Below are 13,140 nucleotides of genomic sequence, written 5' to 3'. Positions count from 1 at the left end.
GACATAAAAAAACCTGCTTTAAGCAGGTTTTTTTATGTCTGAACCAAATAGCTAATTAGCTATTTGATTCAGCGTATTCTTTACACGCAGCAGTGTCTTCACATTCACCATATAGGTAAAGAGAGTGGTTCGTCAGTTTAATACCATTCTCTGTTGCGATTTCTTCTTGACGACGTTCAATAGTGTCGTCTTCAAACTCAACTACCTTACCACATTTTAGGCACACTAAGTGGTCATGGTGAGTGCTACCTGATAATTCAAATACTGACTTGCCGCCTTCGAAGTGGTGGCGAGATACAATACCTGCATCATCAAATTGGTTAAGAACACGGTAGACAGTTGCAAGACCAATCTCTTCGCCTTTGTCTAAAAGAATTTTATAGACATCTTCAGCGCTGATGTGTTGGTTGTCTGGAGATTGTAGAATCTCTAAAATTTTAATACGTGGCAAGGTTACTTTTAACCCTGCTTTTTTTAATTCCAAGTTGTGATCAGTCATTCAATCTGTCTCAATTTTATTTAGTTATACTAGGCATCATCAAGATGCACACGACACATTAGCAACTATTAGAATAACGTGCCTAGTTACTAAGTGCAAAGAACAATTCGTCTATTTGCCGATTTTTCAAACAAAAATGAACTGGTTGTGCATCTTTACATCAGCTAGTAAATGCGAGTAGTACTTGTTATTAATCAGCAAGTTCCGCTAAACACATTTCGTCATAAACCTGAGCACACCAGTCTTTAACACGCTTTTCAGTAAGCTCTGGTTGACGGTCTTCATCAATACCAAGGCCAACAAAGTTGCTGTCATCTACGAGTGCTTTTGAAGCTTCGAAGTCGTAGCCTTCAGTTGACCAATGGCCCACTACGATTGCGCCACGCTCAGTAACGATATCGTTAATCATGCCCATTGCATCTAAGAAGTACTCTGCATAGTCTTCTTGGTCACCGCAGCCGAAAATAGCAACAAGTTTACCTTCGAAGTCAACTTCTTCTAATTCAGGGAAGAAATCATCCCAGTCACATTGAGCTTCACCGTAGTACCAAGTTGGAATACCGAATAACAATAAATCGAATTCAGCAATCTCTTCTTTAGAACTTTTTGCAATGTCGTGAACAGCTACAAGCTTTTTACCTAATTCTTTTTGAATCATTTTAGCTACGTGTTCAGTATTGCCTGTGTCACTTCCGAAAAAAATACCTACGCTTGACATGGATTTAAAACCTTCTATCTATCAATAGCCAATCTTTCTTGTAAAATTGTTTCAATCAACGCGCTACGGCTAATATTCTGCGCATCTGCCATATCGCTTAATGCTTGATATAACTGTGATGAAACCTTAAATTCTACACGCTTTAAACCACGTGCTTTATCTCGTTTTATTTGATTACGTTTATTTACTTTTAATTGCATATCGCGAGGTAGGGGATTTGTTTTCGGCCTACCTGGACGCTTTTCGTATTCAAATAAATCGGGTGTTGTTCTATCTGTTTCTGACTTTGCCATGTCTAGCCTACACCTGCGCCTTGCCAGAAGACTTGAATAAGTCCTTTCGCTATAAACCCAGAACAGCCTAAAAATAGCACTAACCAAACGATGTATCGGCCAAATCGTGGTACATCACCTTTTTTAAGGACGTCTTGAATTGCCATTCCAATAAAAAAGAAAATACCGGCTAAGCCAAAATACAACCCTAAGGTATCAAATTCGTTAATTAACTGACTGACCATCAACGTATAAACCTTTAAATTAAACGGCGCGTACTATATCACACAAATTTGTAATAATTTAGTGCGCACGATCAAAAACAGCGAATTTAATCAGCTCTATTAATGAGCTAAAAAATCGCTGATTGCTTTATTAACAGCAAGTGGTTTTTGGGCATGTAGCCAGTGACCAGCACCATGAATAATTTTTGCTTTTGCATTAGGGAACAACGCCATAATAGCAGGGCGGTGCTCTGCTAAAATGTAGTCAGAATCATTACCTTTAATGAACAAAGTATCACATAAACAAGAATCATTTTCACTAACTTGCGCTAAAATATTTTCATATTGCTGGTATAAAACAGCTAAATTAAAGCGCCATTGATAGTGACCTTCATCATTTTTAGCAAAGCTTTTTAATAAAAATTGACGTACGCCCATTTCCTCAATGTGCTTGGCAAGTATTTCATCAGCCGATTTTCTATCTTTGATATTAGACTGTGCAACTTCGTTTAGGCCTGCAAATATGGCACTGTGGCGAGGGTTATTAGCAACAGGAGAAATATCTAACACGACAAGCTTATCGATTAGTGAAGGGTGATTAAGTGCTAATTGCATGGCCACTTTGCCACCCATTGAATGACCTATGATGTGCGCTTTACTAATAGTTAGATGTTCAAGTAACTCACTGACATCTTTTGCCATAGCATGATAATTCATGGTATCGCTATGGAATGATTTACCGTGGTTACGTAAATCGATATTCGTTACACGATAATTTTCAGCTAATGCTTTTGCGATTACATTGAGGTTTTCAAGTGAGCCAAACAAACCGTGGATCAATACAACGTCTGAACCTTGACCCATTTGTTGGTAGTTTAATAGCATTTTCAACTCCTATTTTTAATGGCAGTATTTTGCCTAGTGAAATTACAAAATGCAAAACATAGAGAATTGCTGCGAGCTTAGGTATAATCATTGAGAACTTTTAAAATGTGACCCGTAAAGACAGGAATAACATGAAAAAAATCGACATAGACGACGAGTTATATCAATACATTGCAAGCAACACGCAAAGTATTGGTGAAAGTGCATCAACCATTTTGCGTCGTTTATTAAACCTCTCTGATGGCACCAATGCCCCAGTTGAAACAACTACTAAAACTGAACAAGAAACCCCAGTTGTTGAAGTACAAGAACAAGCAGAACAAGAATCAAGCCCTGAACCAAGCAACGAAAATGTTGAAGAGGCTGCAGAAACTGTCACAGCATCGACACAAGTGAAAGGTAATGTGTTTAATGTATTAAACAAAGAAGAGCTGGCAATGCAAAAAGGTGTTGTTGGTCGATTCTTATTTATACTTGCTGCTTTATATAGAACGCATAAAAAAGATTTTGCTAACGTGCTTGAAATTAAAGGCCGTGATCGAGTTTATTTTGCCACAAGCAAAGAAGCACTTCTTGAGAGCGGTAGCAGCATGAATCCAAAAAATATCACTGATACTGAGTATTGGGTGATGACAAATTCAAATACAACCAGAAAAAAAATGATGCTTCACGAAGTAGCACTGTGCTTAGGTTACAGCGCAGATGAAGCAGAAAAAATTCGTGATTACTTATAATCCATAAGGAAATAATATGGCGATTCATCCAGATGCAGGTAAACCTGCACCGCAATCAAGCTTAGTGAATGTACCAAAACTGATCTCGGCTTATTACTTAAATGAACCAGACCTAGAACAAAACCCAGAGCATTGTGTTGCTTTTGGTACATCTGGCCATCGTGGTTGTTCGTTCGATGTAAAATTTAATGAATCGCATATTTTAGCGATCACTCAAGCAATTTGTGATTACCGTAAAGAAAACAATATTTTTGGCCCACTTTTCTTAGGTAAAGATACACATGCATTGAGTGAAGCAGCTTTTAACTCTGCTATTGAAGTACTTGTTGCAAACGAAGTGCAAGTCATTGCACAAGAAAATGACGATTACACGCCAACGCCGGTAATCAGTCATGCTGTTGTTTGCCATAACAAAGAAAACCCAAATGAACTTGCTGATGGTATTGTGGTAACACCTTCACATAACCCGCCAGAAGACGGTGGTTTTAAATATAATCCGCCAAATGGTGGCCCTGCAGATACTGATGTTACTAAGTGGATTGAAGACAGAGCAAATCAATTACTTTTAGAAGACTTAGTTGAAGTAGAGTTATTTCCATATGCTAAAGCATCACGTTCTGGTTTTATTAAGTACCAAGACTTAATTACCCCTTATGTTGATGACTTAGTTAATATCGTTAATCTAAAAGCAATTAGCGATGCGAAAATCAAAATTGGTGTGGATCCACTTGGTGGCTCTGGTATCAACTTTTGGCCAGTCATTGCAGAAAAATATAATTTAGACTTAACGGTCGTAAATGAATCTGTTGACCCAACATTTTCGTTCATGCCTTTAGATAAAGACGGCAAAATCCGTATGGATTGTTCATCACCTTATGCAATGACAAACCTTATTGCATTAAAAGATGACTATGATATCGGTATTGGTAACGACCCTGATTATGACCGCCATGGTATTGTTACGCCTGACGGCTTAATGAATCCAAATCACTTTTTAGCAGTTGCGATTGACTACTTATTAAATAACCGCGAATGGTCAAAAGAGGTCGCAATTGGTAAAACGCTGGTATCGAGCGGCATGATTGATAAAGTGGTTGCACGTAATAACCGCGAAGTAAAAGAAGTACCGGTAGGCTTTAAATGGTTTGTTGAAGGCTTAAGCAAAGGTACCCTTGCTTTTGGTGGTGAAGAAAGTGCAGGGGCGTCATTCTTACGCTTTGATGGTACAGTTTGGAACACTGATAAAGATGGTTTCATCTTAGGTCTACTTGCTGCAGAGATTTTAGCTGTAACAGGTAAAACACCATCACAGCTTTATAAAGAACTTGAGCAAGAGTTCGGTGCGCCTATTTATAAACGTATTGATGCGCCAGCTAATGCAGAACAAAAATCACGTTTAAAAGCGTTATCAGCGGATGATGTAACTGCAAGTACCTTAGCGGGTGATGCCATTACGCAAAAACTAACCCATGCTCCTGGTAATAACGCTGCTATCGGCGGTTTAAAAGTTGTTACTGAAAACGGTTGGTTTGCTGCACGCCCATCTGGCACTGAAGACATCTATAAAATTTACCTTGAATCATTCAAAGGTGAAGAACATTTAGCATTATTAGAAAAAGAAGCGAAAAAGCTGGTTGATTCAGTAATTAGCTAATTCCTCTTTTACCTATTAAATGGCTGAGTTTCTCAGCCGTTTTTGTATTCTACTCTCACGCATTTTTAGGATAGAACAATGAGCTATTCAACTCCTTCATATCTCGAACAATTAAAAAGTACTGGCGACTTTTTAACCCTTACTCGTAACAATGAATTTTCACTCGAACCTTGTGCATTTACCCTTGAAAACGGTACTGATGTCACTGTTCACGACACGGGTATCATTGAGTTTCAACCTGCGCAGCAGACAAACAAAGATATTGTACTTTCAAGTGCGGTACATGGTAACGAAACTGCGCCAATTGAAATCTGCGATCAATTAATCAAGTCAATCGTTACAGAACAACTTACCTTGCAGCAGCGTGTACTGTTTATTTATGGTAATCCTAAATCTATTAATATCGGTAAGCGTTTTGTAGATGAAAACTTAAACCGTTTGTTTAATGGTCATCATACTGTAGAAGGCATTGCTTCAAACCCTGAGCGAGTTCGTGCAAAGCTACTTGAAGACGTGGTTACTGATTTCTTTGCTAGAGGCAACCAGGACAGTGAGCGTTTTCATTATGATCTTCACACAGCAATTCGTGGCTCTAAAAATGAAAAGTTTGCAGTCTATCCTTTCTTACATGGTAAACCGTGGAAAAAATCACAACTGCAATTTTTACTTAGCTGTGGCGTAAACACGGTACTAATGATGAAATCAGCGGCAACTACCTTCAGTTACTACTCGTCGTTTGTACATGGAGCTGACTCATTTACGGTAGAACTTGGCCAAGTAAAACCATTTGGCGAAAACGACATGTCGCGATTTGAGAAAACCAAACAAACCTTAATTGCATTAATTAGTCAAAAATCTGTTGAATATAAAGGATTCAATGCAGAAGATTTCGAGTTGTTTTCTGTATATAGAACAATAAACCGTACTTGCGAAGACTTTAGTTTTCCATTTGCTGATGATGTGGAAAATTTCACCGGTTTCGCAAAGGGCGAATTAATGGCAACTGATGGTCAGACCAGATATGAAGCGGAAGTAGACGGTGAAGCTATTATCTTCCCAAACGCTGATGTAGCCTTAGGTCAGCGCGCTTTGCTTACCGTTATTCCAATGCAAGTTGATAGCAACTTTATTTAAAATCTCTGCATTAACATCCATCTAAATTTAGTTAACTATATGATTGTAAAGAATTTATCTTGTTGTATAGTTAACTTTCCATGCGTTTTTAGCCATTTGTCATCTATTCGTCTATGATTAGTTGAATAACAACTTACGTTAACGTAAAGTGACGGCAGTTTAATTTAATTAGATTGAATATTGCGCAAACTTTATCCTTACAGCTCATGCTGATAAAAATATAATTAAGGGCAGTAGCGTAGGTTTCTGACAACGAAAGAAGGTAGGTTATGAGTAATCCAAATAACGTATCGCTAAACATTAATCATGAACTGTCATTTATTGATGGTCACGCATTAACGATCCCTACATTAAGTATTCTTAATGAGGAAGGCGACATCTACGAAGGTGCAACCGCACCTGATATCGACAAAGCAACGGCAATCCGTCTATATGAAACAATGCGTTTTATTAGAGCACTTGATGAGCGTATGCAAGCAGCACAGCGTCAAGGCCGTGTTAGCTTTTATATGCAATGTCTAGGCGAAGAAGCGGCTGTAACAGCATCAGCTGCAGCGCTTGATCAAAACGATATGATCATGGCCCAATACCGTGAGCAAGCAGCTTTACGTTATCGTGGTTTTAGCCTTGACCAATTCATGAATCAAATGTTCTCAAATGAAAAAGATTTGGGTAAAGGTCGCCAAATGCCAATTCACTATGGCTCACGCGAACTTAACTACATGACTATTTCATCACCGCTTGGTACACAAATTCCACAAGCAACAGGTTATGCATATGGTCAAAAAGTTCGTCATATTGATGCCCAAACCGGTGAGTTAAACAGCACTATTGATAACATCACTATTTGTTACTTTGGTGAAGGCGCTGCGTCTGAAGGTGATTTCCATGCTGGTTTAAATATGGCCGCAGTTCATGAAGCACCGGTAATTTTCTTTGCTCGTAACAATGGTTATGCGATTTCTACACCTGCTGATGAGCAATTTAAAGGTGATGGTATTGCATCACGTGGTGTTGGCTATGGCATTAAAACAATTCGTGTTGATGGTGCTGATGCACTTGCTGTTTATGCAGCAACTAAAAAAGCCCGTGAAATTGCAACGACTAAAGGTGAACCTGTTTTAATTGAATCGATTGCCTATCGTCTTGGCGCTCACTCAACCAGTGACGACCCTAGTGGCTATCGTACAAAAGATGAAGAAGCAAAACATAAAGGCTGTCCAATCGAGCGTTTCCGTAAGTGGTTATTAAAACAAGGTTGGTTAGATGAAGCGCAAGACGCGAAAGACAAAGAAACAATTCGTGAAGAAATTTTAGCGGCTCTTAAACGCGCTGAAAAAGTAGCAAAACCAGCATTAGAAGACCTTATTTCTGATGTGTATGATAAGCCAATCCCATCACTGCAAAAACAATATGAAGAACTAAAAGAGCACATTTTGCAGCATCCTGATGCTTATCCAACAACTGCAGGGAGATTAAAGTAATGGCTAAAATGAATATGCTTCATGCAATTAACTCTGCCCTTGATATCACCATGGCAGAGCATCCAAATGCATGTATTTTCGGTGAAGATGTTGGTTATTTTGGTGGTGTATTCCGTGCTACATCTGGCTTACAAGAAAAATATGGTAAGCATCGTGTGTTCAATACTCCGTTAACTGAGCAAGGTATTTTAGGTTTTGCTAATGGTTTAGCGGCGTTCGGTGCACCTGCTTTAGCTGAAATTCAATTTGCTGATTATATTTTCCCTGCATTTGACCAAATCGTGAATGAATCAGCTAAATTCCGTTACCGTAGTGGTAATGAATTTAATGTTGGCAATCTAACAATTCGTACACCATACGGTGGTGGTATTGCAGGTGGTTTATATCACTCACAATCACCAGAAGCTTATTTTGCTCACACACCGGGTTTAAAGTTAGTTGTGCCACGTAACCCATATCAAGCAAAAGGTTTGCTTCGTGCATCAATTAAAGATGATAACCCTGTTATTTTCTTTGAGCCGAAACGTTTATACCGTGCATCAACAGGTGAAGTGCCAGAAGAAGATTACAGCATCGAGCTCGGTAAAGCTGAAATCGTTCAAGAAGGCACTGATGTCACTGTACTTGCTTGGGGTGCTCAGATGGAAATCATCGAAGACGCCGCTAAAAAAGCTGCAGAGCAAGGTATTAGCTGTGAAGTGATCGACTTACGTACCATTTTACCATGGGATGTTGAGACCATTGCTAAATCAGTGACTAAAACAGGTCGTTTAGTGGTAAGCCACGAGGCACCCATCACGAATGGTTTTGGTGCAGAGATCGTTGCAACAATTCAACAAGAGTGTTTCTTACACCTTGAATCGCCAATTACTCGCGTGTGTGGTTTAGATACGCCATACCCATTAGCACTTGAAAAAGAATATGTGCCGGATGCACTTAAAGTGCTTGCTGCGATCAAGCAATCAGTAGAGTTTTAGGAGTCAGTATGTCTAAAGATTTTATCTTGCCAGATATCGGCGAAGGCATCGTAGAGTGTGAAATTGTTGAATGGTTAGTTGCAGAAGGCGATTCTGTAAAAGAAGACCAGCCTATTTGTGATGTTATGACCGACAAGGCGCTTGTGCAAATTCCTGCTGTTCATGATGGTGTGATCAGTAAGCTCTATTATGCAAAAGGGGATATTGCGAAAGTACATGCACCATTATTTGCAATGGATGTTGATGGCGAAGCACCAACACAAAGTGAAGAAGTGCAAGCTCCTGCAGCAACTGAAGCATCATCTGAGGCTGGTGAGCACTTAGAAGATTTCATATTACCCGATATCGGTGAAGGTATCGTTGAGTGCGAAATCGTTGAGTGGTTAGTGAGTGAAGGCGATGAAATTGTAGAAGACCAAGCTGTGTGTGATGTAATGACAGACAAAGCATTGGTGCAAATTCCGGCTAAATACACAGGTAAAGTTGAAAAGCTTTATTATCAAAAAGGTGATATTGCTGCAGTTCACAGCCCATTATTCCAAATGAGCATTGCCGGCCAAAGTGCAGAGCCAGATGTAAGTTCTGCGGTAGTTAAAGCACAAACAAATGCAGCAACTAAACCAGCACAGAAACCTGCGGCTTCAGCAAGTGAAACTAAACAACTTAATAAGAAAGCGGTTGCTTCACCTGCTGTACGTCGTAAAGCCCGTGAACTTGATGTTGATTTAACGCAAGTACCAGGCTCTGGTAAAAACGGCCGTATTTATAAACAAGATATCGAAGATTTCTTGAATGAAACACCAAGCCAAGCAGCATCACAACAAGCTTCGCCAAAAGCGGCAGAGCCTGTATCAACGGTGGTGTCTTCTGGTGGCAGTCGCGTAGAGCCTATTAAAGGCATTAAAGCGGCAATGGCTAAGCAAATGGTTGCTTCAGTTTCGACAATTCCTCACTTTACTTTCTGTGATGAAATTGACCTCACTAAACTGATTGCAATGCGCAGTGAGCTTAAAGAGCAGTATAAGCAGCAGGGCGTTAAGCTCACTATGATGCCGTTCTTTATCAAAGCACTGTCGTTAGCGATCAAGCAATTCCCAGTACTAAACTCGCAAGTAAATGATGATTGCAGCGAGCTAACTTACTTTGACGATCATAACATCGGTATGGCGGTTGATTCTAAGATTGGTTTACTGGTACCAAACATTAAATCATGTCAGTCAAAGAGTATCGTCGATGTTGCAAACGAAGTGACCCGCTTAACTGAAGCAGCACGTGATGGTCGTGTTTCACCGGATGATTTGAAAGGCGGCACTATTAGCATTTCTAACATCGGTGCGATTGGCGGCACAATTGCAACCCCGATCATCAATAAACCTGAGGTAGCGATTGTTGCTTTAGGTAAACTGCAGCATTTACCTCGCTTTGATGCACAAGGTAATGTGATTTCAGCAGCAATTATGCAAGTAAGCTGGTCTGGTGACCACCGAGTGATTGATGGCGGAACAATTGCCCGCTTCAATAACTTATGGAAGTCTTACTTAGAAGACCCTGCAAAAATGATGATGGCGATGAGCTAGCATTAGTAAGCATTAAAAAACCAGCCTCGGCTGGTTTTTTTAATTGTAAATTTTATATTTGCTATTTACCGTAAAAATACAACCCATAACCGAGTAACAGCGCTGGAATTGTTGAATACACCGTCGCGATTAAGGCCGCTTTTGGTGCTAATGCGATAGCTGGGAATAGGGCATCGCCGTCATTTGAAATTGCATTAGCTGCCATCGCACTAAATGGAATAATACCTTGAATATAAAGTGTCATCACGACGATTTGTGGCCCGCAGCCGGGTAATAAGCCAATAGCAACAGCCACCAGCGGTGCAAGATAAGCATACTCAGAAAACCACGCTGTTAAATCAACACCAACTAGGTTAACGAGAATTTCAAACAGCATAAAACTGGCAACAACCCAGGCCGTAACAAAGTGCGTGTCCATTAACACTTTCGTGAGTTTTGAAGGAGGTGTGCAAGGTGCTTCTTCACTGGTTACTTGCTTATAACTGCTGCCTTTTGAAGACAGTGCCCACACAACTACAGTGAACAGGGCCATGATTGAGCCAAATACAGTAATGCCCTCATTAATACCACTGCCAAATACACTTAAGTCGGTATTGGTGGCGATAACAAAAGCAACAATCAAGCTCGGTACTAAAGCAAATTTCCATACTGGTCGGCTAAACTTTAACGCTTTTGGTTGGCATTGTGGCTGCTCGTTGTATTCGCTAGCCTCATCAGGCTGAAATTTATCTGGGCTATGAAATGTATTAACTAATTGACCACTAATAACGCCTACAGCAACACCTATTAACATCATTAATAAACCATCAAGCGGGCGGGTTGCTAACAGTAAAAAGGCGGCATCACCCATGGTTGCGGTTAAGACAGCAACAACAGAGCCAAAGCTAGCCTGCTTTTTAGTAAATTGGGTTACCACAATAATGGCACCCCCACAGCCAGGTAAAGCACCTAAAATTGAGGCAAAACTCACCTCAAGAATACCTGATTTAGCGCGTAGATAGCTCAGCTGTAACTGAGGAAGTTTATCAATAAGGTAGTAATAGATTAATAAGGTGGCTGCAACAAATACAGATACTTGAAAAAAAGCATCACTAAGCGCTTGTAGGGTGAATTCTCGGCTTGCAGGTACCGCTAAAGAAATTAGTAATAAAAGGGGTAAAAATAAGCGTTTATTGTCCGTAATGTAACACCTCGCTTTGTTAGGAATAAACCTCGTTTGTGTTAGTGAGAGCATACAGTGCAACCTTAAAATTAATCAGGTTACACTGTAGTACGATTTTAAATGAAAATCAATCTCATTTGTATCTATTTGCGTTGGAACTCAGAAGTGGCATTCCAGGTCGGCCATTCTTTTCGTTCTGAGATATCAAAACCTACTTGATAGAATAACTGAAGGTCCTGAACGGCACCTGATAAATCCCATTCATCTCGGTAACGGTCGCAAGGCTGATGATAACAACCACGAAGCACTAGGCTCATACGCTTACGGTAATTTGCCGTTTCTTCATCAAGGGCTTCACTACCACCACCGGCATACATTGCTGGTACACCCATGTTTGCAAATGCAAAGTGATCAGAGCGGTAGTAACCACCTGAAGACGGTTTAGGGTCGCCAGATACTGTACGGCCTTGCGCTTTTGCAGCTGTTTCTAGTAGGTTATCCATTTCAGATTTGCCAATACCAACAACACTGATGTCTTTTACTTTACCTAATAGGTTTAAGCTATCCATATTAATGTTTGCAACCGTTTGTGATGCTGGGATCACTGGATTTGCAGCATAATATTTCGAGCCAAGTAAACCTTGTTCTTCAGCAGTAACGGCTAAGAAAGTCATTGAACGGCTAGGGTGCTCAGGTAAGGTAGCGAATGCTTCAGCAACTTCGATTAAGCCAGCAGTACCCGTTGCATTATCGTGGGCGCCATTATAGATTTGGTCGCCTTTGCGGGTTTTGTCAGTACCAAGGTGATCCCAGTGAGCTGAATAAATGATGTGCTCATCAGGCTTTTCGCTACCCGGTAACGTCGCGATAAAGTTATACGAAATTGATTTTTTAATTGTGTTATTTACTTCAACACTTGCAGTTAGGTCGCCCATATCAACATGGTAAGCGCCTTTTGCCGCATTCGCTTTCATGGTATCGAAATCTAAGCCTGCTTTTGTGAAAAGCTCTTTAGCAACATCAGTTGTTACCCAGCCTTCGACAGCAACACGGTCCATGTTGTTATTTTCTTTTTGGAAACCAAATTGCTCACCGCTCCAAGAGTTTTCAACAACTGACCATGGGTAAGAAGCCGGTGCTGTTTCGTGGATGATAATCGCACCTGCTGCACCTTGACGGCTTGCTTCTTCATATTTGTATGTCCAACGACCGTAATAGGTCATGGCATCGCCCGTGAATAAATCAGGGTTTTTCGTCGCAAAACCAGGATCGTTTACCAGCATAACAACTGTTTTGCCTTTAACATCTAGGCCTTCGTAGTCGTTCCAGTTGTACTCTGGTGCATTAACACCGTAACCAACGAATACTAATTCAGAATCTTTAATGCTTTGCTTAGCACTAATACGGCTACTACCCATTACCATATCTTTTTTGTATTGGTAATCTTTGCCGCCAATGGTAAGTACCATGTCTGAATCAGCTTCTAATGAAACAAGCGGTACTTCTTGTAAGAAGCTATCACCGTTACCCGGCTCAAAACCCAATGCTTTAAATTGGTCGGTTAAATAGGCAAGCGTTAGCTCTTCACCTTTCGATGAGGGGGCACGGCCACCGAACTCATCAGAGGCAAGCACTTTAATGTGCTCTGCTAGTTGCTCTGAGTTAATGCTTTGATAGGCTTTTTCGACATCACTTGATGTGATACTTGTTGAAGCACAGCCCGCAAGAATAGCACTTGCAAGGACTGTCATTGGAAAATAGCGTTTCATAATAGCTCTTTTTTTGTTTTATGGTGGCGTTAGTATATGAGGTTCTATTAA

The 13,140-nt window shown here is 40.3% G+C and carries 13 protein-coding genes; 6 read left to right on the top strand and 7 right to left on the bottom strand.

Annotated elements, in window-relative coordinates; translation table 11 throughout:
• Positions 1-55: 55 nt before the first annotated feature.
• The 5 genes from fur to NO991_RS06410 all read right to left on the bottom strand — a co-directional run bounded on the left by fur (position 56) and on the right by NO991_RS06410 (position 2,598).
• Positions 56-499, bottom strand: coding sequence for a ferric iron uptake transcriptional regulator (fur, locus tag NO991_RS06430; protein WP_054561419.1), 444 nt, complete (start codon positions 497-499; stop codon positions 56-58).
• 190 nt (positions 500-689) lie between these two features.
• Positions 690-1,217 carry a flavodoxin FldA gene (gene fldA / locus NO991_RS06425; RefSeq protein ID WP_054553928.1) on the bottom strand — a complete coding sequence of 176 codons (528 nt, stop codon included), beginning with the start codon at positions 1,215-1,217 and terminating at the stop codon, positions 690-692.
• Positions 1,218-1,231: 14 nt separating this feature from the next.
• The gene (gene ybfE / locus NO991_RS06420) at positions 1,232-1,510 is read right to left on the bottom strand and encodes a LexA regulated protein (protein WP_004586673.1); all 279 of its coding nucleotides are present in this window, start codon (positions 1,508-1,510) and stop codon (positions 1,232-1,234) included.
• A 2-nt stretch (positions 1,511-1,512) separates the two neighbouring features.
• Complete coding sequence (locus tag NO991_RS06415) at positions 1,513-1,734, bottom strand: DUF2788 domain-containing protein (RefSeq protein WP_036968243.1); 222 nt, start codon at positions 1,732-1,734, stop codon at positions 1,513-1,515.
• A 99-nt stretch (positions 1,735-1,833) separates the two neighbouring features.
• A complete protein-coding gene (locus tag NO991_RS06410) occupies positions 1,834-2,598 on the bottom strand; it encodes an alpha/beta fold hydrolase (RefSeq protein WP_138616804.1) in 765 nt (254 codons plus the stop codon).
• A 131-nt stretch (positions 2,599-2,729) separates the two neighbouring features.
• Between NO991_RS06410 and seqA the strand changes: the two genes are divergently transcribed.
• The 6 genes from seqA to NO991_RS06380 all read left to right on the top strand — a co-directional run bounded on the left by seqA (position 2,730) and on the right by NO991_RS06380 (position 10,158).
• On the top strand, positions 2,730-3,332 hold the full coding sequence (gene seqA, locus NO991_RS06405; protein WP_054553926.1) for a replication initiation negative regulator SeqA: 603 nt from the start codon (positions 2,730-2,732) through the stop codon (positions 3,330-3,332).
• 16 nt (positions 3,333-3,348) lie between these two features.
• Positions 3,349-4,986, top strand: a complete 1,638-nt coding sequence (gene pgm / locus NO991_RS06400; RefSeq protein ID WP_054553925.1) for a phosphoglucomutase (alpha-D-glucose-1,6-bisphosphate-dependent) — start codon at positions 3,349-3,351, stop codon at positions 4,984-4,986.
• Positions 4,987-5,064: 78 nt separating this feature from the next.
• A complete protein-coding gene (astE, locus tag NO991_RS06395; RefSeq protein ID WP_371351808.1) occupies positions 5,065-6,120 on the top strand; it encodes a succinylglutamate desuccinylase in 1,056 nt (351 codons plus the stop codon).
• Between the two features lie 269 nt (positions 6,121-6,389).
• Entirely contained in the window at positions 6,390-7,604 is a 1,215-nt protein-coding gene (locus NO991_RS06390; protein WP_054553923.1) for a thiamine pyrophosphate-dependent dehydrogenase E1 component subunit alpha, read from the top strand.
• A complete protein-coding gene (locus tag NO991_RS06385; RefSeq protein ID WP_054553922.1) occupies positions 7,604-8,581 on the top strand; it encodes an alpha-ketoacid dehydrogenase subunit beta in 978 nt (325 codons plus the stop codon). The genes NO991_RS06390 and NO991_RS06385 overlap by 1 nt, the downstream gene beginning before the upstream one ends.
• Before the next feature lie 8 nt (positions 8,582-8,589).
• Positions 8,590-10,158 carry a dihydrolipoyllysine-residue acetyltransferase gene (locus tag NO991_RS06380; protein WP_371351806.1) on the top strand — a complete coding sequence of 523 codons (1,569 nt, stop codon included), beginning with the start codon at positions 8,590-8,592 and terminating at the stop codon, positions 10,156-10,158.
• Positions 10,159-10,219: 61 nt separating this feature from the next.
• Here NO991_RS06380 and NO991_RS06375 read toward each other — a convergent pair whose 3' ends face one another.
• A complete protein-coding gene (locus tag NO991_RS06375; RefSeq protein ID WP_199529104.1) occupies positions 10,220-11,392 on the bottom strand; it encodes a putative manganese transporter in 1,173 nt (390 codons plus the stop codon).
• A 71-nt stretch (positions 11,393-11,463) separates the two neighbouring features.
• A complete protein-coding gene (locus NO991_RS06370; RefSeq protein WP_199529105.1) occupies positions 11,464-13,089 on the bottom strand; it encodes a M28 family metallopeptidase in 1,626 nt (541 codons plus the stop codon).
• Positions 13,090-13,140 lie beyond the last annotated feature (51 nt).

Origin of the sequence: Pseudoalteromonas sp. DY56-GL22, assembly GCF_041414715.1 — a bacterium.
Taxonomy (GTDB): Bacteria; Pseudomonadota; Gammaproteobacteria; order Enterobacterales; family Alteromonadaceae; genus Pseudoalteromonas; species Pseudoalteromonas simplex.
This window is presented reverse-complemented; position numbering and strand designations above follow the sequence as displayed.

Coding starts and splice junctions, on each gene's coding strand:
- fur (WP_054561419.1), bottom strand. CDS start 499: ATGACTGATCACAACTTGGAATTAAAAAAAGCAGGGTTAAAAGTAACC.
- fldA (WP_054553928.1), bottom strand. CDS start 1,217: ATGTCAAGCGTAGGTATTTTTTTCGGAAGTGACACAGGCAATACTGAA.
- ybfE (WP_004586673.1), bottom strand. CDS start 1,510: ATGGCAAAGTCAGAAACAGATAGAACAACACCCGATTTATTTGAATAC.
- NO991_RS06415 (WP_036968243.1), bottom strand. CDS start 1,734: ATGGTCAGTCAGTTAATTAACGAATTTGATACCTTAGGGTTGTATTTT.
- NO991_RS06410 (WP_138616804.1), bottom strand. CDS start 2,598: ATGCTATTAAACTACCAACAAATGGGTCAAGGTTCAGACGTTGTATTG.
- seqA (WP_054553926.1), top strand. CDS start 2,730: ATGAAAAAAATCGACATAGACGACGAGTTATATCAATACATTGCAAGC.
- pgm (WP_054553925.1), top strand. CDS start 3,349: ATGGCGATTCATCCAGATGCAGGTAAACCTGCACCGCAATCAAGCTTA.
- astE (WP_371351808.1), top strand. CDS start 5,065: ATGAGCTATTCAACTCCTTCATATCTCGAACAATTAAAAAGTACTGGC.
- NO991_RS06390 (WP_054553923.1), top strand. CDS start 6,390: ATGAGTAATCCAAATAACGTATCGCTAAACATTAATCATGAACTGTCA.
- NO991_RS06385 (WP_054553922.1), top strand. CDS start 7,604: ATGGCTAAAATGAATATGCTTCATGCAATTAACTCTGCCCTTGATATC.
- NO991_RS06380 (WP_371351806.1), top strand. CDS start 8,590: ATGTCTAAAGATTTTATCTTGCCAGATATCGGCGAAGGCATCGTAGAG.
- NO991_RS06375 (WP_199529104.1), bottom strand. CDS start 11,392: ATGCTCTCACTAACACAAACGAGGTTTATTCCTAACAAAGCGAGGTGT.
- NO991_RS06370 (WP_199529105.1), bottom strand. CDS start 13,089: ATGAAACGCTATTTTCCAATGACAGTCCTTGCAAGTGCTATTCTTGCG.